20 protein-coding genes and 1 pseudogene are annotated in these 20,685 nt (G+C 57.8%); 10 read left to right on the plus strand and 11 right to left on the minus strand.

The annotated features are described in order from the left end of the window. Window positions 1-19: 19 nt before the first annotated feature. The 3 genes from HK44_RS12815 to HK44_RS12825 form a co-directional block, all read right to left on the minus strand. Window positions 20-1,000, minus strand: coding sequence for a hypothetical protein (locus HK44_RS12815; protein WP_019691115.1), 981 nt, complete (start codon window positions 998-1,000; stop codon window positions 20-22). Between the two features lie 50 nt (window positions 1,001-1,050). Then, the gene (locus tag HK44_RS12820) at window positions 1,051-1,422 is read right to left on the minus strand and encodes a hypothetical protein (protein ID WP_019691114.1); all 372 of its coding nucleotides are present in this window, start codon (window positions 1,420-1,422) and stop codon (window positions 1,051-1,053) included. 61 nt (window positions 1,423-1,483) lie between these two features. Then, the gene (locus HK44_RS12825; RefSeq protein ID WP_019691113.1) at window positions 1,484-2,365 is read right to left on the minus strand and encodes a hypothetical protein; all 882 of its coding nucleotides are present in this window, start codon (window positions 2,363-2,365) and stop codon (window positions 1,484-1,486) included. 112 nt (window positions 2,366-2,477) lie between these two features. On the opposite strand from HK44_RS12825, the gene HK44_RS12830 reads away from it, so the two are divergent. The 3 genes from HK44_RS12830 to HK44_RS12840 all read left to right on the plus strand — a co-directional run bounded on the left by HK44_RS12830 (window position 2,478) and on the right by HK44_RS12840 (window position 4,606). Beyond that, complete coding sequence (locus HK44_RS12830) at window positions 2,478-3,548, plus strand: helix-turn-helix transcriptional regulator (protein ID WP_020723527.1); 1,071 nt, start codon at window positions 2,478-2,480, stop codon at window positions 3,546-3,548. Between the two features lie 180 nt (window positions 3,549-3,728). After that, a complete protein-coding gene (locus tag HK44_RS12835; RefSeq protein WP_019691111.1) occupies window positions 3,729-4,328 on the plus strand; it encodes a hypothetical protein in 600 nt (199 codons plus the stop codon). Continuing rightward, on the plus strand, window positions 4,328-4,606 hold the full coding sequence (locus HK44_RS12840) for a hypothetical protein (RefSeq protein ID WP_141651707.1): 279 nt from the start codon (window positions 4,328-4,330) through the stop codon (window positions 4,604-4,606). The genes HK44_RS12835 and HK44_RS12840 overlap by 1 nt, the downstream gene beginning before the upstream one ends. Before the next feature lie 84 nt (window positions 4,607-4,690). Here HK44_RS12840 and HK44_RS12845 read toward each other — a convergent pair whose 3' ends face one another. The 7 genes and pseudogenes from HK44_RS12845 to HK44_RS12875 form a co-directional block, all read right to left on the minus strand. After that, complete coding sequence (locus tag HK44_RS12845; RefSeq protein WP_019691109.1) at window positions 4,691-4,867, minus strand: hypothetical protein; 177 nt, start codon at window positions 4,865-4,867, stop codon at window positions 4,691-4,693. Between the two features lie 102 nt (window positions 4,868-4,969). Next, entirely contained in the window at window positions 4,970-5,476 is a 507-nt protein-coding gene (locus HK44_RS12850; protein ID WP_019691108.1) for a JAB domain-containing protein, read from the minus strand. Window positions 5,477-5,518: 42 nt separating this feature from the next. Continuing rightward, complete coding sequence (locus HK44_RS12855) at window positions 5,519-6,412, minus strand: hypothetical protein (RefSeq protein ID WP_031319453.1); 894 nt, start codon at window positions 6,410-6,412, stop codon at window positions 5,519-5,521. A gap of 115 nt (window positions 6,413-6,527) precedes the next feature. Beyond that, window positions 6,528-7,283 (minus strand): IS21-like element ISPsy14 family helper ATPase IstB, encoded by a 756-nt coding sequence (istB, locus tag HK44_RS12860; protein WP_024264899.1) that lies wholly within the window; start codon window positions 7,281-7,283, stop codon window positions 6,528-6,530. A gap of 20 nt (window positions 7,284-7,303) precedes the next feature. Continuing rightward, window positions 7,304-8,819: pseudogene (gene istA, locus HK44_RS12865) on the minus strand (IS21 family transposase). Window positions 8,820-9,612: 793 nt separating this feature from the next. Next, on the minus strand, window positions 9,613-10,806 hold the full coding sequence (locus HK44_RS12870) for a 3-hydroxybenzoate 6-monooxygenase (protein WP_019691105.1): 1,194 nt from the start codon (window positions 10,804-10,806) through the stop codon (window positions 9,613-9,615). Between the two features lie 139 nt (window positions 10,807-10,945). Further along, entirely contained in the window at window positions 10,946-11,998 is a 1,053-nt protein-coding gene (locus HK44_RS12875) for a cupin domain-containing protein (protein ID WP_024264900.1), read from the minus strand. A 209-nt stretch (window positions 11,999-12,207) separates the two neighbouring features. Here HK44_RS12875 and HK44_RS12880 point away from each other — a divergent pair, with 209 nt between their 5' ends. Further along, a complete protein-coding gene (locus tag HK44_RS12880; RefSeq protein ID WP_019691103.1) occupies window positions 12,208-12,633 on the plus strand; it encodes a MarR family winged helix-turn-helix transcriptional regulator in 426 nt (141 codons plus the stop codon). A 121-nt stretch (window positions 12,634-12,754) separates the two neighbouring features. On the opposite strand, the gene HK44_RS12885 is transcribed toward HK44_RS12880, so the two are convergent. Next, a complete protein-coding gene (locus HK44_RS12885; RefSeq protein ID WP_019691102.1) occupies window positions 12,755-13,687 on the minus strand; it encodes a LysR family transcriptional regulator in 933 nt (310 codons plus the stop codon). Window positions 13,688-13,954: 267 nt separating this feature from the next. Here HK44_RS12885 and HK44_RS12890 point away from each other — a divergent pair, with 267 nt between their 5' ends. The 6 genes from HK44_RS12890 to HK44_RS12915 all read left to right on the plus strand — a co-directional run bounded on the left by HK44_RS12890 (window position 13,955) and on the right by HK44_RS12915 (window position 20,548). Beyond that, entirely contained in the window at window positions 13,955-14,653 is a 699-nt protein-coding gene (locus tag HK44_RS12890; RefSeq protein WP_024264901.1) for a fumarylacetoacetate hydrolase family protein, read from the plus strand. 87 nt (window positions 14,654-14,740) lie between these two features. After that, window positions 14,741-16,108: an MFS transporter gene (locus HK44_RS12895; protein WP_019691100.1), complete on the plus strand. Its 1,368-nt coding sequence runs from the start codon at window positions 14,741-14,743 to the stop codon at window positions 16,106-16,108. A 21-nt stretch (window positions 16,109-16,129) separates the two neighbouring features. Further along, window positions 16,130-16,768 (plus strand): maleylacetoacetate isomerase, encoded by a 639-nt coding sequence (gene maiA / locus HK44_RS12900; protein ID WP_019691099.1) that lies wholly within the window; start codon window positions 16,130-16,132, stop codon window positions 16,766-16,768. A gap of 64 nt (window positions 16,769-16,832) precedes the next feature. Next, window positions 16,833-18,032, plus strand: coding sequence for a 3-hydroxybenzoate 6-monooxygenase (locus HK44_RS12905; RefSeq protein ID WP_019691098.1), 1,200 nt, complete (start codon window positions 16,833-16,835; stop codon window positions 18,030-18,032). Between the two features lie 91 nt (window positions 18,033-18,123). Continuing rightward, window positions 18,124-19,236, plus strand: a complete 1,113-nt coding sequence (locus tag HK44_RS12910; RefSeq protein ID WP_019691097.1) for a cupin domain-containing protein — start codon at window positions 18,124-18,126, stop codon at window positions 19,234-19,236. A 397-nt stretch (window positions 19,237-19,633) separates the two neighbouring features. Next, a complete protein-coding gene (locus HK44_RS12915; RefSeq protein ID WP_052014750.1) occupies window positions 19,634-20,548 on the plus strand; it encodes a SphA family protein in 915 nt (304 codons plus the stop codon). Window positions 20,549-20,685 lie beyond the last annotated feature (137 nt).

The following is a 20,685-nucleotide window of genomic DNA, read 5'->3' on the forward strand; positions in this document are numbered from 1 at the left end:
CTTCCTGCTAGTTTTTTATTTAGAAGCCACGCGCGATATGACTTCTCGTCCATTTGTGCCGACAATCCATGCAAGCGAAATTCTGCGTCACTTCATGGTCAGTGACTGTTACCTGCCGCGATTTTCGGTTGCCCGTCAGGCGATCGTTCACAATCTGCTCCACGGATCGCACTTGATAGATATCTTCCCGGTAGCCGGTGAGCTTTATCGCACGATGATGACAGCGCGGGCACTCTTTGTTTTTCTGTAGTTCTATCCAGAGAATTTGCACATGCGGCACAAGCCAACTCAATGAACTCAGCAGCCCGGCCATGATCGCCAGATCGGTCTCACTGCTTGAAAAGCTCACTTTCCAGAACACCGGAATCAGGCACAACCCACTGAAGATACCCCCCCAAACCAGGCCCCAAATCAGCCGGTGGTTGCACAGTGACCGATAACGCGCCTCGCGCTGGGCGATCTGCGAGGCGAAGGTATCATTCTCCGTTCGCGCGGCGGTTCCGGTGACAGCGTCGATGTACATCGTTTGATCGAACGCATTGTTATAGAACTGCCGGGCCTGCAACTGGAGCTGCGTGCAGAGCTCTTCGGGCAGCAGGGTATACTCATTCTTTTCGACCGAGTGTATCTTGAGTTTCAGGGACGCTGCGTCGCACAGCGTACGCAGCGCGCCGGGCGCGGGGTCCAGAAAAAACATTCCGACTTCAAACAGATCACCGCCCCGATAATCGCAAACCTTGCTGGGAAAATATTTCAGTTCGATCCGCTGATCATCCGCCAGTATGACAAGTTGGGAAGGCATCCAGCCGCCTGAGCGGGACGTCTTGATTTCAAGATCCAGAATCATTCGGTCCGAAGTCTGGCGAATATTGCGGCGCCAAGACAACGTGAGTTCATTTGAACCACCGCGGTGGCGACAATGACGCAAATGCTCGATGGTGGTGAGGCCCTCGAACTCATCTTTTTCGACCGATACGTAGTCTGCTTTGATAATCATCATTGCCCCTCTGGAAACACATCGCGCTTGCTAGAAAAGTGCGGCCGTAGAGTTCAGGCCGCCGATTCCGGATCTGTGCCTTTCGCCTTGGCAATCATTGCGCTTAGCTGAGCAAGGTGCTCATCTACGTCGATCTCGATAAACTCTTCACAAGAAGCGGCGATGATCTTTTCCGCAAACTCGGCGCTGTACTCGAGCGGCTGATAGTCAGGGCTGTTTTTATCAAGGGCTTTGAAAAACCACTCACCCTCTATCTCCTCCCCGACCAGGCGATCGAGTTCCTGTAGGCCCAGCAGCGTCGACTGGTATTGCGCTTCCTCCATTTGCGGAAATTTGCGGACTACGGCGTGCTTCAGGTCGATGGCACGCACGCTATCAGCTGCAAGTTCAACGATCAGGGTCTGCATCGGATTCATGTATTTCATCGTTCACCTCGATTATTCAGCGATGCCCCTGTTGCTGGAGCGAGGGCAGGACGTCCAGCGGTCAGGCTGCGACAGCTATGCGTTGTTGACCGAGGTCATAACCGATCATAAACAGCGCGGCTTCGAGAGCGCGCAACGGATCGTGGGGGGCGGCAACCGAATGGAAAGGGCTGCCTTTCGTGGCCGGATTTGCCAACACTGCGCTCAACACCCAGTTCGCGCGCAGATTCCAGAGTGCGTGATGGGCTCCCGAGCGCAGCCCCTTGAATTCGAGATTACCGATACCTGGATTGCGGCGTTTTGGGGCAGTTGCGTTAGGCCCCTCCTTCGCAGCCGCCCACGGGAAGCACAATGCTTGCGGCACTTTCAGGAGGCCCTGAGATTGGCAGTATTTCACCACCAGCCAGCCGAGCGCTGCGGCGACGCGGCTGTCATAGATGACGAAGTTCTTGCAGAGCAGCGAGTAAACTTTGGTCATCCCAGAGTTGAAGCGCAGGTGCTTGGAACGCAGAACTGGAGCAAGCTCATCGCCGGCGTCCATGGCTGCCTGTACCGCTTCCAGTAGGCCCGCCAGTCCTTCCTGATTCGCTTTGAGCCAGCTCGCGTTGCCGGCGCTCACGCCCCCCCAGCTCATCACGTCAATGGCGGCATCCAGAGCGCGGTTGTCATTGCTATTAATATTTCCGAGGTCCTTGCGCAATGCAGCCAGGGCAAGGCCGTTGCTCGTGGAGCAGTTACCGGGATTGAACGCCAGTCGCGAGTTTCCCGGATGATTCCAGCGGTAGTGGGTGAAGGCGTCAAACAAGTTGTTACACGACCATTGCGCACCGGTGCGACGATCAACATACTCGTGCGTGAAGCGCGATTCAGAGTCGAGTTCTGCGGCGAGCCAGTCAGTGAACTGAGACACATGGGGAAGGGCGAGGTAGGTTTGGCGATTCATGAATACTCCTGTGGGCTGGCATTACGGTTAGCGAGATTGCCTGCCAGCCAGAGCATCAAATCATTGGATAGGGACAGATCGTGTCCGCAATAGGATGACTGTGGAAAATAGAGTGGATTTGTTTGATCGCCGAGATTGCCTGCGCAAAATTTTGCTTGAGTACAAGGAGCCGCAGTCGACCCCGGTTCTGCATGAGCACCTCTGCGCCGAGTTGGGGCTTGAAAATCACATTCTCAAGAGTACGCAACGAGATCTAGAGGCGCTTGAACGTATCGGCGAGGTCAGGCAGGTCAAAATGGACTCCGACCTGCGAGCCAATTTCTGGGTGTGGGAAGGGGCTGGTGTCGATCTGACGCTCTTGCCCACCGAAGCCATGACGGTATCGGCCATCATCGATCATGCGGCTCGTTTTGGTCTGCAAGCGCCACCTGCGATGCTGAAAAAGCTGCGTGGCTACGTTGATCGCGTCATGAGCAAGGCACCTGTTCGAAAGCTGGAGTGGGCGAAACGCATCACTACCGGTACACGCTTCACGGTGCTGAAGCCAGGGCGATCCGATCCAGCCCATGTGGCCAGGATTCAAGATGCTCTTTTGTACAATGAGCCGTTAAAGGTCACATACCTTCCCCGGGATGCCGGGGGCGTCGAGTGTGTCTACTATCTGAAACCCTTGGCGCTTTCTTATCAGGACTCAAACATCTACCTGTCTGCCTATGTTCTGAAGGAAGAGTGGCCAGAAGGCTGTGTACCCGAGCCTGGAGCAAAGCGCGGCAAGTACAGCAGCAATGGTCCGAAAACACTGTGCGCGCTCATGCTGCATCGAGTGGTTGCGATTACCGACAGCGGCTGGGAGATCCCTGAGCCTGAAGAGTTCGACGTCAACTCGCTCGAGGTGCAAAAGCACCTCATGACGATTCATTGCGATGAACCCGTTGAGCTCAGGCTTCGGCTAGGCGCCAACCTGCATAACCGACTCACAGAGAATCGGCTGGCAGATAACCAATCCATGGTGCAATCGTCCGACGGTAAATGGGATCTGAATTGCACCTTGCGCGATACTCAAGGTTTGAGATTGTTTCTGCTCAGCAACGCGGATGAGATCGAAGTGCTTGGGCCGCCCGTTATCCGCGCACATGTACGAGATGCGCTGCGTCGGGCAGTGACTTTTTATGCTGATGATTGATCTTGTGTGTTGCTGCTGACCGAGAGCTGACCCAGTAAAAGCTGTGGGGCAGTTTTCAATCAGCACCAACATGCAATGGCTTCAGCCAGTGGCATTGGGCTTGGGTGTCGATGACCTGCGACCTCATTTGCTTGCTGCCTCTAAGAAACTCTGAAGATAGATAAATATAAGGAGCAACGCATGAGCGCAGACCTTTTTCGGGCAATACCTGAAAGCAAATTGTCGGCTTCAGCAGAGGGAATCAAACGCCAGGTGTCAGCTAGGATTCCCAGTAATGTCCCGTATGTGGTCGATAACCTGTGGGAATGGTTACGGCCTGAACATTACCCATCCCGACGCCATTCAACATATGCCAGCCCCACACCGGAATTGGCTTTGCTGAATGCCAGCGCAGCCTTGGTAGGGAGTGATCGATACGTTGCGTGTCGGTTAATAGTGGCACCTTCAGCGATAAAGCTGGCACAGCTTGAAGTGGTCGATGCCAGGCACCACGCCGATATTCGTCTGATTACCCAGTGGCTCAGCCGTCACAGCAAGGAGTTAACCGAGATTCACGTTACCCAAAAACGCGATATCGCCTTATTGTTCCTCCCGGGTCTGAAGCGCGATGAGTTGGAAAACCTACGCCTTGAGAGTGGTGTAGTACATAATCTCTGCGAGATGGCGCGGACCCATGCGACGTTCTGGACAGACGCATCTTCGGTGCCCCGAAAAGGTGAGGGCGAGTTGTTTTTTGAGTTGACCGAAGACGATGCGAGCTACAGCCTAGAGCCAATATAGTGAGCACCGCTGCTTACCAACGGGCAAGAGCAATCATTAGACGATTTGGAGCACTGTTTAAAATGCCGACAGTAAGCCTTGCTGCCAATCAGCAGGCCTTTGCCAGCTATCTGGAGCATATCTGGCTACCTCAAGAACTCTCCCTTACTGAATCATCTAGGGTCAGCATGGCCACCAAGCTGCTGAGCGACGAGGCAACGCGGGATGTGTTCCTGGTGGTGTATGAGTTGCTGAAGAAGGATGCCGGGGCAGACCTACTGGGTTCGACCAGGACTTAGTTTTCAGCAGTCCAGACCCCAAAAAAAGAAAATAGCATTTAAGCAGACAGGAGGCACTTCAGCCTCCTGTCTGCTTTATGCCGTTTAGCCGATTCTGGGCAGGCGCTTGAGTACCCAGTGAAAGAGCAGGCAGGCAAGGCCTACTGCGATCAAGATCGGCGGAAATCGCAACATCAGGATCACCACCAGCACGACTGCGAAAGCGCTTGCCAGTGCGCCGATGAAGGTGAGAAGTGCGATCAGGAAGCGTATCAATACCATGGGAATCTCCTGGTGTTGAGGCGATGTTGGTTTATGTTAGGGCCGTAGCGGCTGCCACCTACTGGATCGGCTTGCCTGGCGCATGCCAAGGGCAAAGCGCCCCTACAGATGTCCCCGTTCTGCCTGCGATACGCAGCCTTCATCAGCCACGACGACATAATCCAATATTTGGGTGCCAATCATGTTGAGTGCGTTCTTGAGGCTGGTGGTTAGTGCGCGATCGGCTTGGCTGGGCCCTGATTCGCCGGAGGGATGGTTGTTCACCTTATGTACCAGAATCACGGCGGCAGCGTTGTGCTCCAAGGCGATCTTGACCACTTCCCTTGGGGACACGCGGGCCCCGTCCAGGGTGCCTCGGAATAGCTCTTGGAAACCAATCACCCGGTGCTGGGTATCGAGCAGCAGCAACGCAAAGACTTCATGCTCGTGGTACTGCAGCAGTGTTTGCAGATGGCTGAAGACGTGCTTAGGCTCAGTCAATGCTCGACCTTTCGACAGACGACTCATCGCCAGTTGTTGCGCCATCTGCAGGATGTCGGCCTCGGTGATGGGGGATTCCATGACATAAGTCCCGGATGCCTCGCCAGCCCGGAGCTTGTGATATTTCATGACGGTCTTCCTGTGCGAATACGAGGGGATTGAGGCGCGCGGTCACTGGACGCTGGGTCTAGCGTGCCGGCTGGCTTGGGATTCCAGCTTTTGGGCCAGTGATGTTTTTGCAGGCGTTGCCGGTTGGAGTTCTGCGTGGCTGTGTATGGTCTCAGTCGCGGGAAAGAACTCCTCGACGATGATGCCGGTATCTTCCTCATTGTCTTCAAACGCGCCGTTGTTAAAGCCTTGCCGCGCGGCGTTATCCAGGGCAGTTTGGTCAAAGCCAGAGGCTTGTCGGGTCTCCTCCAGTTGCTTGGCTTCCAGCAAGGCGTCTTCTAGGCTCAACCCGCTGCGCACAGTGATATCCACGTAGAAGATCGGTGTACCGTGGCTCTGCCGAGTGGACTTACCGCGCAGGCGCAACTCCAGCGACAGACAGGCCAGACGGTTGCCTGAGATGGCCTGGAAGTACTGCAACCGTGCCGCCAGAGTGCGAATGCTGTTGAAACCGGTAGTTCGAAACACAAAGCTGCCCAGCGGATCGTCGTCGCCAATCACCACGTTCAGCCGACCATAGGGTTTGCAGGCGTTGCCTTGGGCCAATGAACAGCCATCCGGCGAAGGACAGGGCAAAGTCTTGATCCCATCCTCACACTGTCGTTTGCAGGTGTCGCCATTGCCGACGCACAGCGGCCTGCCGGTGGTACGGTCGAACAGGCTGTAGTCAGCCCGAAAGTTGAGGTCAGGCTCGTTGAACAGCAGCCGAATTGGAATGCTGCGCAGCTTGCCGTCCTGGCCATTGCGCAGCTCCTCATTTAGTGGATGCAGCAGCCAGCCGTCACGGCTCTGTACTTGGGAAGTGAGGGTGAATTGATCGTCCTTTTCCGGCAGACGCTTGCCGTTTTTCTCGACGACCTTGCCGATGGAAATGCGGCCCAAAATTGCGGATTCCATGACACTTGGACACTCAGCCCACGATCATTTGGACACTCGTTCCATGCTCACTTGGACACCTGATCCACGTCCACTTGGACAGGCAGTCGGAGCGCAGCGACGCAGGTTTGCATTGTTAGTCTGAAGTCTCTGTCGCCGTCAATTTCGTTGCGCGTCTGCGCATCGATTCGCCCTTCAGTTCGATCCGGTAAGCGTTGTGCACCAGCCGGTCGAGGATCGCATCGCCCAAGGTCGGATCGCCGATCAGTGCGTGCCATTTGTCCACTGGCATCTGGCTGGTCACTAGCGTCGAGCGGTTGCCGTAGCGGTCGTCCAGCAGTTCAAGCATGTCGCGCCGTTGCGCAGCGGTAAACGGCGCCAGGCCCCAGTCGTCCAGGATCAGCAAGTCGGTCTTGGCATAACCCGCCATCAGTTTCGCGAAGCGGCCGTCGCCGTGGGCTAGGCCCAGTTCCTCCATCAAGCGTGGCAGGCGCAGGTAGCGCACGCTGTAACCGTCGCGGCACGCCTTGTGAGCCAGCGCGCAGGCGAGCCAGGTTTTGCCTACGCCAGTAGGGCCGCCGATGATCAGGTTCAGGCCGTCGCGCAGCCACTGGCCGCTGCCCAGTTGTAGGATCAAGGCCTTGTCCAGGCCACGCGGGCTGCGGTAGTCGATGTCTTCCAGGCAGGCGTTATGGCGCAGTCGTGCGGCCTTGAGGCGAGTAGTCAGGCGTGCGTCTTCGCGCTCGGTCAGCTCGCGGTCGACCATCAGACCGAGGCGTTCGTCGAAGCTGAGATCGTTGATGTCAGGCGTTGCGTGTTGTTCGCCAAGCGCCTTGATCATGCCGTGCAGGCGCAGGGTTTGTAGCTTGTCGAGTGTCGGGTTGGGCAGCATTTTGGTGCTCCTTTTTCAGGTCAGTGGTAGTAGCCAGGGCCGCGCAGATTGATGTGTTCTTCGGGCAGTAACGGCAGGTTTTGCTGGGCCAGCGGCAGCCGTTCCAGCCCTTGACGCAGGATCGATTCCAGGCTTTTGTAGCTGCACGCGCCCAGTGCCAGCGCTCGCTGGCAAGCGGCTTCCAGCCGCTCTTCGCCGTGCTGTTTGCTCAGGCGCAGGATCCCCAGGCAGGCGCGGAAGCCGTGCTGCGGATGGATTCGGCGTTCGAGGATATGAGCGATGACACCAGCGGTGTTCGGCCCGGTCTGCTCAGCCCAGTGGATCAGTCGCTGCGGCGTCCATTCGGCATGTTCGCGGTGACTTTTGGGCATGTGCTCGGTTTGGGTGGTGTGGCGGCCTTTGTGCGGCGAGCGCAGATGGCTGGCCACCCGCTGGTTGGCGTGGAAGCACTCGACGGTCTTAGCGGTGAGCCGCACTTCGAGTTGGTGCTTCACCAGCTGGTACGGCACCGAGTAGTAATGGCCGTCGACCTCGACGTGGTAGTCGATGTGCACCCGCACCTTTTTCCATTCGGCGTAGACATACGGATGTTCTGGTAGCGGTTGCAGTGCGGGTTGGTCGATGGTCTCGAAGGCCGAGCGGCGTGAGCCGGGCAGCTTCTTGAAGGGCTTCTGATTGAGGCGATCCAGCAGCAGCGCGATGGCTGTGTTGAGTTCGCCCAAGGAGAAGAACTGGCGGTTGCGCAGCATCGCCAGGATCCACCGCTCGACTACCTGTACGCCGACTTCAACCTTGGCTTTGTCCTTGGGTTTACGCGAGCGCGCGGGCAGCACGGCTACGCCGTAATGCTCGGCCAGATCGCGGTAACTGGGGTTGATGTCCGGCTCGTAGCGATGCGCCTTGGTGACGCCGCTGCGCAGGATTGTCCGGTACCAGGATCTGCGATGTACCGCCGAGAAAGGCGAAGCAGCGTACGTGCGAGCCCAGCCAGTCGGGCAGTTTCTGCGACCAGGTGGCCTCGGCGAAGGTGTAGCTGGACGCGCCGAGGACGGCGACGAAGATCTGCGTCTGGCGGATCTCGCCGGTTCGCCGATCAATGACCGGCACGGTCTGGCCGGCGTAATCGACAAACAGCTTTTCGCCGGCACGGTGTTCCTGGCGCATGACCACGTCGATCTTCGCAGCCCAGAGGCGGTAGTGCTCGCAGAACCAGCTGTACTGGAAACCTTGCGGATGGGTGAGCCGATACTCTTGCCAGAGCAGGGCCAAGGTGACGCCGGGGCGACGTAACTCGGCATGGACATGAGCCCAGTCCGGCATCGGACGTTGATCGCTGGGAACCGTCGGCGCTGGCGGGAATAGACATCGCTCCAGTTCGGCGTCCGACAACTGCGTGGGCCAAGTCAGCCGGCAAGCGTTGAAGCGGTGCAGATAATTGCCGGCACTGCCGCTGCTGATGCGCAGGCTGGTGGCAATTTTGCGCACGGACAGGCCGACGTCGAACTTTAGGCGTAGTACCTCTCGGATTTTACGCATGGATATACGCTCCACGACGACCTCTTCGCTTCGAGAAAAGAGGTCGATGGTAGTGAATAATCCTGCGTTGCTGCCTGCCTGAGCTTGGGTCGGATCAGTGAGAGATCACTGTCCAAGTGCTCGTGGAATCAGTGTCCAAGTGGCCGTGGAATGAGTGTCCAAGTCAGCGTGGAATCGCTGTCCAAGTGTTCGTGGACTGGGTGTCCAAGTGCGCATGGAATCCCCACGGGTGACCACTCGCGGCTTCAAGCAAGCCGCAAGTTGGCCGGCTGAATCTGCGACATTTTCGACCACTTGAGCGATGCCAATATAGAAGCCGAAGTGGTAGATCGCGTGGCTCAATTGAGTAAGCGTTTCCCAGGCTATCCAGGCTAATCCCGATATTCCGTTCACCAAAGTGCAACGCCGGTAACGGGCACAGCGCTGGCATTACGACTGGCTGATTCGTGCAGAAAAGATGGTGTCGGTAAAGAGGGGTCGCAGCTCTAGTCACAATGATCCTCGGTTCGGTCAACCGCCACCTGCATCGTGACGAACAGGCTGGGCAAGCTGTGCTCTTTTTCGGGACTGGCTATTTCTGTAAGGCCGCGAGCAAGGGCTTTGCTGGTGGTCATCATGGTTTGGGAGCCAGTCAGATCTGAAGCCTCATGGCATTCATGAAGGATCCTTCGTATGAAAACGAGGAAAGCCCTGCAAGCGTAAACCTGTAGGGCTTCTCGGTCAGGCTGACCATTTTATTATGCATGGTCACAAGGTTTGGGCTCGAAGGGGGGGCAGATACCCGACTTGCCCTTTAATCCTGCGCCAGGCAGTTGTTTACGTTCCAGCCATACAGCCATTCCATCGCATCATAGAACTGCTCGGCGGGGCGGTCTTTCCACAGCGAGTTGCGGATCAGGCGCTCGACGCCCTTGGCGTGGTAGATGCGACCCATTTCGCGGCCGGACAGCACGATGCGGCCGGTGCGGGTGATTCGCGAGCGCTGGTACAGATCAAGGGCCTTTTCCCAGTCGTTGTTGTTGACGCGCAGGGCTTCGCCGAGGGTCACGGCATCTTCCAGTGCCATGCAGGCGCCTTGTGCCATGTACTGGGTGGTCGGGTGGGCGGCATCGCCGAGCAGGGTGGCGCGGCCGAAGGTCCACTGCGGGATCGGCTCGCGGTCGGCGGTTGCCCAGCGCTTCCACTGCTTCGGCAGCTCGATCAGCTGGCGCGCCTTGGGGCAGATGCCCTGGAAGTAGCTTTCCACTTCTTCCTTGCTGCCCTCGGTGACGCCCCATTCTTCCTGCTGGCGGCTGTGGAAGGTCACCACGATGTTGTATTGCTCGCCGCCGCGCAGCGGGTAGTGCACCAGGTGGCAGTTGGGGCCAACCCAGATACTGGCGGCGTTCCATTTCAGATCATCGGGGAATTCGCTCTTGTCGATGACCGAGCGATAAACGACGTGGCCGGTGACTCGGGGCGGGTCGTTAACGTAGGTCTGGCGTACGACGGACTTGACGCCGTCGGCACCGATCAGCGCGCAGCCATGGTAGGCGTTGCCATTTTGGTCATAGACGGTGACGCTATTGGCATCCGGTTCGATGCGCTCGATGCGGGTGTCGGTCTTGAACTCGACTCGACCGGTTTCCTGGGCACCTTCCAGTAGTGACAGGTGCACGTCGACACGGTGGATCACGGCGTAGGGGTTGCCGAAGCGCTTGCGGAAGGCTTCGTCGGTGGGGATCTTGCCCACCTGGTATTCGTCGATGGCGTCGTGCATCACCATGTAGTCGGTGAATACGGCGCGGCTGCGGGCCTTGTCCCCGACGCCCAGCGCGTCGAAGGCATGGAAAGCGTTCGGACCAAGCTGGATACCTGCACCGATTTCGCCGATGTGAGCTGCCTGCTCCAGCACCAGAACCTGGAAACCCTGACGCACCAGCGCCAGCGAAGCTGCCAGACCGCCGATGCCACCGCCGACCACTATTACGGGAAGTTGCTGAGTCATTGTCTTTCCTTACCCCATGGAGGGGTATTCTAGGGGCGCTGCTGAAGCAACCCGTGCCGCCTGCTTAGGCAGGCAGCGGATGTTATTCGGGAGATACCGCGTCAAGCGGCAATCGTCTTCAGAATGTTGCCTTGGGTTGTCAGGCGAAGACTTCGTAGATGCCGAGTTTGCGGTGCAGTGGAGCGTCGTCGACCATGAACAGGTAGACCGGTTCGCTGGCCGAAGCATTACTCAGGGTGACCTCGGAATGGGTCGGTACGGCGAGTGTGTCGGCGTGGCTGAATAGGTGCTCGGTGCCGTCGACCACAACGCGGCCGGCGCCTTCAACCACGTGCAGTACACCGGAGGCCGAGCGGCGCGGCATGCGTACCTGTTCACCCGGACGCAGCATGATCGCGGAGAAGCCCAAGGTCGGCAGGCATTCGGCACCGGTTTGCGGGTTGACATAGGCCAACTGCACCAGTTCGCCCAGGCGGGTCAAAGCAGACAGCTGCTGTAGAGACTCGCGCACTTGCTTCCAAGGGAAACGCAGCAGCGGATAGTCGCTGGTCTTGTGATCCAGGGCGCTGTAAGGCAGCAGGCCGCCCTGGCGATAGCGCGAGGTGCAGTCACCCGTTGCCTTGGTGATGACCTGCGACTCCTGGCCATCAATACAGTAGGACGCGTCCATGCCGTAGATCAGCGGCAGATCCAGCGCGTCGAGCCAGATCACCGGGCCTTCACCTTCATGGCCGTGCTCGTGCCACAGGCCGGGCGGAGTCAGGATCAGATCGCCTTTTTCCATCGGCAGTTTTTCACCATTGACCACGGTGAAGCCGCCGTTGCCTTCGATCACGAAGCGCACGGCAGAAGGCGAGTGTTTGTGGTTGGGCGCGGTTTCGCCCGGCTGGATCAGCTGTAGGCCGATATAGATGGAGGCCGTCGCCTGCATATTTTCCAGACCCAGGCCCGGATTGCAGAGCACCAGCACACGGCGCTCGGCTTTCTCGATGGGTGTAAGTTCGCCGGCACGCAGCAGGTCGGGGCGCACATCGGCATAGCGCCACATTACCGGTTGGGTGCGGCGGGTAGGTTTGCCATAGGGCAATACCGACCGCAACGAAGGCCATAGCGGCAAGGTATTGTTCGCTACCAGCTGTTTGTAATAGTCCTTCGGCAGATCTTCGATAGTGCCCAGATTCATCCCGCTCATGGTGGCCCCTCAGTTCGATTGTCTTGTTTGATTGGAGCAGGGCATCCTTACCTTGCCAGCCTGCTTTGCAGGTTTCTAACCTGAGCCTAGTATTTGTTCCATATGGAATAACGTCAATCGGGTTAATTTTGATCTGAGTCAATGAAATAAGCTATTTATCGTTGTTTTAGACAAAGTTCGCGATAAGTATAATTCCAAGAGGAAGTATTTTGCTGGATCTAGAACGCTACATACCCTATCTGCTGCACCAAGCACACCTGGCGGTGTTTCGCACCTTCGAGCACCGACTCGTGCCCAGCGGCCTGACCTTGCCGCAGTGGCGAGTCCTGGCTGCCTTGGCGCATCACAAGCAACTGCGTGTTGGCGAGCTGGCACAAATTGCCGGTCAGGAACCGCCAACACTGGTACGCCAACTCGGTGTCCTGGAGGAGCAAAAGCTGACCCGCCGCATGTCGTCAGAGGCGGACAAGAGGGCCACCTACGTCGAGCTGACTGACGCGGGCAGTGCCTTGACAGACGAACTCCTGCCGCAAGCGCTGGAGATCGAGAGCAGGGCCCTGGCGGGCTTCAGCGAGGACGAGATCGAGTTTCTGCGACGCTTGTTGTGCCGTGTCAGGGCGAATGCGGAAGGATGATTGCCGAGGGGATGGAGGGGCTGGTTTTGAGGGCTGGCCCCTTCCGCTCGGTGATATTGGGAGTCCGTCCCGGGGTTGCCGAGCGTAGCTCTGCGCCAAGGCGACTTGTCTGCTTGCCAGGCTATCTGGCTGAAGCTTGACCCTGCGGGTGAGAGGCTTTAATCAGGCATTCGCGAAAATCCAGCACGGTACTGTCAATGTACGGTTCATCGCGCCAGCAAATGCCGATGTAACCTTCGGCCTCCATTTCGAAGTCGAGGGTCCTGATCAGTCCGCTGCGGGTGAAATGCTCTGCGACCCGGCCGGAGGCCGCGGAGAGCATGTCACTGGTTTGCAGCAGTCTCAGGTTGGCCATTAGGGATGACGACTCGACCCGGCTTGGCAAGGGCTTGAGTCCGGCATTGCTTAGGGCGGTGTCCAGGCGTTGGCGGATGGGCGTGCCCTCGGGCCAGAGTATCCAGTCGAACGCAGACAGATCGCTCCAGTCGAGGTGCGAGCGCATCGCCAGCGGATGCCCAATGCGGGCGATGACCAGCATGGGTTCTCGAAACAGCATCTGGCTGTGCAGCGTCGAGCGGGGCCGGTAGTTGTCGAGGCGCCCGATCACCATATCCAGCTGACCCAGCTCCAGCCGCTCGAGCAATACGTTCATGGTGTTCTCTTGCAGGGATACATGCGCCCTCGGGTGCATGGCCAGGAAGTAACCGATGGCATCGGGTACCAGGCTGGGCGCCGAGGCCGGTGACGTACCGATGGAGATACTGGGGGCGTTACCTTCGTTGAGCGCGTCCATATTGCTCTGCGCCCGCTCTATCTCGCTCAGTATGCGCCGCACATGGTTGATCAGCAGCTCACCCTGAGCTGTTGGCCGCAAGCCGCGGGCGTGGCGCTCGAACAGCGTGGCGCCTGCATCCTCTTCCAGATCCTTGAGCCATTTCGACAGGCCGGGCTGGGTGGTGTTCGCGGTACGGGCGGCGTCGCTGATACTGCCGGTTTCGGCAAGGCAGATCAGTAATTGCAGGTGTCTGAGGCGCAGACGGGTGGTCCAGGTCATAGTGTTCTCATACGAAATTAAGTATGGCTTTATCTGAAAATATCATTATTCACATAGGGCTTGTAGGGTTTTAATGAGGCTAGCGGCGGGGGCATGCATGCAGCGCAACCGATCCCAATCCATTCTGCCTCCATTGCGGCCAAGGTTTCGATGAGCTTCCAGGCAGAGCAGAACGGCGTGCTGTTCAGCTATTGCAACCGCCCGGTTCAGCAAGCGCTCGACGCTCTTCGCGAACAGCACGACTCACCATTTTCCCAGGAGCCTCCTATGAGCTACGTATTCGAGCCGCAAGCCCCCGTGACCCTGGCGGTCGCTGGCAGTGAGCAAAAATTTCCGGTGCGCCGCGTGTATTGCGTTGGCCGCAATTACGCCGCTCACGCCCGCGAAATGGGCTTCGACCCAGACCGCGAGCCGCCATTCTTCTTTTGCAAGCCTGCCGATGCCGTGATTTCGGTGGCCTATTACCAGCCCCTGGAACTGTCTTATCCGGCCGAAACCAGCAACTACCACTACGAAATCGAGCTGGTCGTAGCCATTGGCAAGGCGGGTCGCGATATTCCGCTGGAGCAGGCCAACGACTATGTCTATGGCTACGCTGTGGGCCTGGACATGACCCGTCGCGACCTGCAGATGAAAATGCGCGAAATGGGCCGCCCCTGGGAAATCGGCAAGGCGTTCGATGCCTCGGCACCGATCGGTCCATTGCACCCGGCCAGCCAGATTGGTCACCCGAGCAAGGCCGGTCTGTGGCTGCAGGTCAATGGCACTGACAAGCAACGCAGCGATATCGACAAGCTGATCTGGTCGGTACCGGAGACCATTAGCTATCTCTCGCGCTTCTTCGAACTGCAGCCAGGCGACTTGATCATGACCGGTACACCTGAAGGTGTGGGCCCGGTGGTGGTCGGCGAGCGCATGACCGGTGGCGTAGAAGGTTTGGGCGAGATCCAGGTCGACGTCGTTTAACCCGCTCCGGGGCCGGCTCCACGCCGCCGGCCCCGGATTGAACTGCCAATACGTGGCCCGCATTGCGCTGGCCCGGAGGATTCGCTTATGTCTTCCACGGATAAAAATAACAGTGTGGATGTACAGGACTTCATCGATAGTCGGCCGGTCAGCCTGTTTCAGTGGTTGATTCTTGGCTTGTGTTTTCTAGTGACGGCCATTGATGGCCTGGACACTGCCGCCGTCGGTTTTATCGCCCCGGCCTTGCGCGACGAGTGGGGTTTGACGCCTGCGCAACTCAACCCGGTACTCGGCGCTTCGTTGCTCGGCCTGATGCTGGGGGCTTTTATCGCCGGTCCGTTGGCCGACCGTTTCGGCCGCAAAACTATTTTGCTGCTTTCCGTTTTGTTCTTCGGGGTCTGGAGCCTGGCCGCCTGTGCATCGCAGGATGTCCTTAGCCTGACCGCCATGCGATTTCTCACCGGTCTCGGATTGGGTGGCGCCATGCCCAATGCAATCACCCTGACCTCCGAGTACTGCCCGCAGCGCCGGCGCTCGTTGATGGTCACCACCATGTTCTGCGGCTTCACCCTGGGATCAGCACTCGGGGGTGTGGTAGCTGCCCAGATGGTGCCGGCATTCGGTTGGCGCAGCGTACTGTTGCTGGGAGGTGTATTGCCGCTGTTGTGCCTGCCACTTCTATTCATGTTGTTACCTGAGTCAGTGCGATTCCTGGTGCAGCGCTCAGCGCCTGCGACACGGATCAGCGCCATTTTGCAACGCATTTCAGCGCAACCGCTGGCAAGCGACCTCAGTTACCGCATTCACGACGGTGTCGGCGAATCCAACACTCGTCAATCGCCGATCCGCCAGATTCTGAGCGGTAGCCATCGAATGGGAACCCTGCTGCTGTGGAGTTCATTCTTCATGAGCCTGCTGATCATTTACATGATGACCAGCTGGCTGCCGATTCTGATTAAGGATACCGGCCTGCAGCTCAGCCAGGCGGCGCTGATCAGCGCCATGTTTCAGGTCGGCGGCACCGTGGGCGCCATTGTCCTGGGTGGGGCCATGGATCGCTTCAACCCATTCCGGGTGTTGGTCTGCGCCTACATCGCAGGCGCTTTCTGCCTGATGTCGATCGGTCTCTTCCATGATCAGTACATCCTGTTGGTTCTCGGGGTGTTCGGCATGGGCTTTTGCATCAGTGGTTCGCAGGTTGGGGCCAATGCGCTGGCTGCTGGCTTCTACCCGACCACCATGCGTGCCACCGGGGTCAGCTGGGCCCATGGTGTCGGCCGCATCGGCGCGGTCCTCGGCACCCTCGGCGGTGGCTGGATGCTAGGCATGGGCATGGGCTTTAGCGGCGTCTTCACCCTCCTGATGGTGCCCGCCGTGCTGGCCAGCGCCGCGATTTTCCTGATGGGCCTGCGCTACAGCCGTTCGCTGCCGCAGTCGTCAATCGCCGTTCATTGATTCACCATAGGTATTGTCACTATGAAGCTTTACAGTTTCTTCAATAGCTCCACCTCTTACCGGGTGCGTATCGCGCTCGCGTTGAAGGGGCTGCCCTACGACTACCAGGGCATCAACTTACGGGTCGGTCAACAGTACAGTTCCGAACATCGCGAGCGCAGCCCCATTGGCGGCGTGCCGGTGCTCGATGCCGATGGCACTCTGTTGACCCAATCCCTGGCCATCATCGACTACCTCGACAGCCAGTACCCTGGCCCACGCCTGATCCCGGCCGATGCCCTGCAGCGTGCCCGCGTACTGGAAATCGCCAACCTGATCGGCTGCGATATCCATCCCGTCAACAATGTGCGGGTGCTCAATTACCTGCAGAACGTGTTGGCCGTCACCGCTGAGCAAAAGACTGCCTGGTACAAACATTGGGTCGCCGAAGGCCTGGGCGCCGTCGAAGCGCTGCTGCAACGCCATGGCAGCGGCAACTACTGTATGGGTGATGAGCCTGGCCTGGCCGATTGCTGCCTGATACCGCAAGTGGCCAATGCCGAGCGCATGGGATGCGACCTTTCCACTTACCCGCGGGTGATGGCGGTGTATCGCCATTGCCTGGAACTGCCTGCATTTCTGGCGGCCGCACCTGCACGGCAGCCCGATTTTATTGCATAACTTATCGGCAGGCTTCGCTGCCCATTCAAGAAGCCTGCTCAGCAACCTATTGGAGACCAGAATCATGACTGCACAAGATAAAAAACAGTCGATTATCGTCGTCGGTGGAGGCATCGGTGGCCTCGCCGCTGCCCAGGCATTGACCCAGCAAGGTATTGCGGTACTGCTACTGGAGCAGGCTGACCATATCGGAGAGATCGGTGCCGGCATCCAGCTTGGCCCGAATGCCTATGCTGCACTCGACGCTCTGGGAGCGGGCGAGGCAGCACGCAGTCGCTCGGTGTTCACTGACCATCTGATCATGATGGATGCAATCGATGCCCACGAAGTCGCTCGCATCGATGTCGGTGAAGCGTTCCGCAAGCGCTTCGGCAACCCCTATGGCGTGATCCACCGTGTCGACATTCATCTGTCGATTCTTGAAGTGGTGCAAAACAACCCGCTGATTCAGTTCAAAACCTCGGTCTGCATTAAAAACCTTGAGCAGGACGCCGATGGCGTAACGCTGACCGACAGTAACGGCAATACCTACCGCGCCGATGCCGTGATCGGCTGCGACGGTGTGCGCTCGGTGGTTCGCGATGCGCTGCATGGCGAGCCGCCGCGTGTGACCGGGCACGTGGTGTACCGCGCGGTGGTCGAGGAAAAGGACATGCCGGAGGACTTGCGCGTCAATGCGCCGATGCTCTGGGCAGGCCCGCGTTGCCACCTGGTGCATTACCCGCTACGTGGTGGCAAGCAATACAATCTGGTCGTCACCTTCCACAGCAAGGAACAGGAAGTGTGGGGCGTTACCGAAGGCAGCAAAGAGGAAGTGCTGAGCTACTTCGAGGGTATTCATGCGCGTCCACGGCAAATGCTTGATCGCCCGACTTCGTGGCGTCGATGGGCCACGGCAGACCGCGATCCGGTGGAAAGCTGGGGCGAAGGCCGCATCACCATCCTTGGCGATGCCGCGCATCCCATGACCCAATACCTGGCCCAAGGCGCCTGTAGCGCACTGGAAGACGCCGTGGTACTGGGTCAGGCCATCAAGCAGTGCGACTTTGACCTGCAGGCAGCCTTCCGCTTGTACGAAACCATCCGCATCCCGCGCACTGCTCGCATCCTCTGGTCGGCCCGAGAGATGGGGCGCCTCTATCACGCCAAAGGTGTCGAGCGTCAGGTGCGCAATCAGCTATGGGATGGTCGTACGCAGGAGCAATTCTACGACGCGATGCAGTGGCTGTATGGCTGGAGCCTCGACAACTGCATGAAGCACTGACTCGGTCATTGCTTCCCTTGACGCCAGCGCGGGCCACCGGCCTTGAACCGGACCGCGCATCGCCACTTCATTGAAAAAAGGATAAGTAGCCATGTCCAATCATGATGGACTTGAACAAGCCCCCGTTCACAACGCCATGACGCCGGACGACACACCCGAACTGCGCCAGCTGTATGCCGACTTCGAAGCCGGGCACATGATGCCGCTGTGGACGCAGATTGGTAACCTGATGCCCAAGCATCCCATGCCGCGCGCCGTGCCGTATGTCTGGAAATGGTCGGATCTTTACCCATTGGCCAAGCGCTCCGGTGATCTGGTGCCGGTCGGTCGTGGGGGCGAACGCCGGGCCATAGGCCTCGGCAACCCGGGCCTCGACGGTCGCCCCTACATCACCCCGACCTTGTGGTGCGCTATCCAGTACCTGGGCCCACGTGAAACAGCCCCCGAACATCGCCACGCACAAAATGCCTTTCGCTTCGTGATCGAGGGTGAGGGCGTCTGGACCGTGGTCAACGGCGACCCCGTGCGCATGAGCCGTGGCGACCTGTTGTTGACCCCGGGTTGGAATTTCCACGGTCACCAGAACGTGACCGACCACCCGATGGCCTGGATCGACGGTCTTGATATTCCGTTCTCCTATCAAAACGATGTTGGATTTTTTGAATTCGGTTCTGAAAAACTGACTGATCTCACCACGCCGCAGTACTCGCGTGGCGAACGTCTGTGGTGCCATCCGGGGTTGCGCCCACTGTCTGGTCTTGCGAACACCATCAGCTCGCCGATCGGCGCCTATCGTTGGGAGCACACCGATCGCGCCCTCGCCGAGCAGTTGCGACTCGAAGAGGAAGGCTACCCCGGTGTCCTGGAGAAAGGTCATGCCGCCGTGCGCTTCGTCAACCCGACCACCGGTGGCGACATCATGTCCACCATCCGCGCCGAGTTTCATCGCTTGCGTGCCGGCGCGGTTTCGGCCGAACGTCGGGAAGTGGGCTCGCGGGTTTTCCAGGTGTTCGAGGGCAGGGGACAGGTCGTACTGGACGGCGTCAGCCGAAGCCTGGAAAAAGGCGACCTCTTTGTCATTCCATCCTGGATCAGTTGGTCACTGCACGCCGAAAGTCAATTCGATCTGTTCAGTTTTTCCGACGCGCCGATCATGGAGCGTCTGAACTTCGATCGCACGATGGTCAACGGCCAGTTGGGCTGATGGATCTACCCGGGGCTGCCACGCACCGAGCTGGCGGCCCCTGGCGAATCTCTGATTGTCTGCGTTATCTGATGCGCCGGTCGTTCCCTGAATTGGGAGGATTACCACACGAAAGTACGTTTCGGGATTAACAAGAAATACCAAAAGCCATTGAGTGCAGTCACGGTGCGACTGTTAAACGTTTAAAAAAAACGCAATTCAATAAAAGCGGCGTGAATTAAGAGAAGCATAGGGATTCTTTTTGGTAAGTCCTTAGATTTTTAGGGAGCTAAGCGGGGACGCCCTTAATTATCGATATCTACTGCAGGCCCATCCTTGTGTGACTGGCTATTACTTTGTCGTGGCCCGTTTTCGGGGGGTAGCACTGAGTTAAATTATAAAAACAAGGTCGTAAATAATGAAAATAACATCGCGAATCAATACTCAAGAGCTGTTGTTTTGTGCAAGTCTGAGTCTGCTGGCGGCAGGAGTTTCAGTCAATGTACAGGCGACTGAAGGAGGGGGGTCCAGCTATGCAATGGGCAGTGAAAACTACGGAGCCGGATCCATGCCGAAGCCAGGGTTTTACGGTTTGGTTTATTCCAGTCATTACGAGGCGGATTCTCGGAACGGTAACAATGGGGAAAAACTGCCTGTGGATTTCCGGGTACAGTCTAATTCGATTTCTCCGCGCTTCGTTTGGGTGACTGACCAGCAGATACTGGGTGGCAACTTTGCGCTCCATACGGTCATGCCGTTAGTTGACCTCAAAGTCGACCTCAATGGCCGGTCGCAAAGGCAGCAAGGGTTGGGCGATATAACCTTCGGGCCTGGGCTTGGCTATCATCTGACCGATAAGCTGCGCTCCATTGTCGGCCTCGATTTTGTTGCTCCGACCGGTGAATATGATCGTAACGATTTGGCCAAAATCGGTCGTAATTACTGGGTCGTTCGACCTGTGCTGGCGCTTTCGTATATCGACCCTGTGGGTTTGAATGCCGATGCGAAAATCATGTATGACTTCAACACGAAAAACAAAGCTACCGATTACACGTCAGGCCAAGAGTTTCACGTGGACTATTCAATGGGGTGGGGGCTTGGCAATGGCTGGGTCGTGGGTGTGGGTGGCTATGTCTATCAGCAGACTACCGATGATAGGCAGTACGGTGAACGCATCGAAAACAACAAAGGGCACGCACTTGCCATTGGCCCATCGATCAAATATGCCAGCAGCAAAGGTTGGTATCTGACGGCGAAGTGGCAGCAGGAAACCGACGTGCGAAATCGTGCGGAAGGCGATGCCTATTGGTTGAAACTGGCAATACCATTTTAAATCAGGTCGTGTGCCGACTTTGTTGAGGTTTTGCAAGTCATTGCGTAGTTTAAGGAAGTTTCCCGCATCTTTCGATGCGGGGATTTTTGTTTTGGTTTACAGGTTCGCGCTTCTTCAGGTTTTTGCACATCGATATT

This window comes from Pseudomonas fluorescens HK44 (assembly GCF_000217955.3).
Classification (GTDB): domain Bacteria; phylum Pseudomonadota; class Gammaproteobacteria; order Pseudomonadales; family Pseudomonadaceae; genus Aquipseudomonas; species Aquipseudomonas fluorescens_AQ.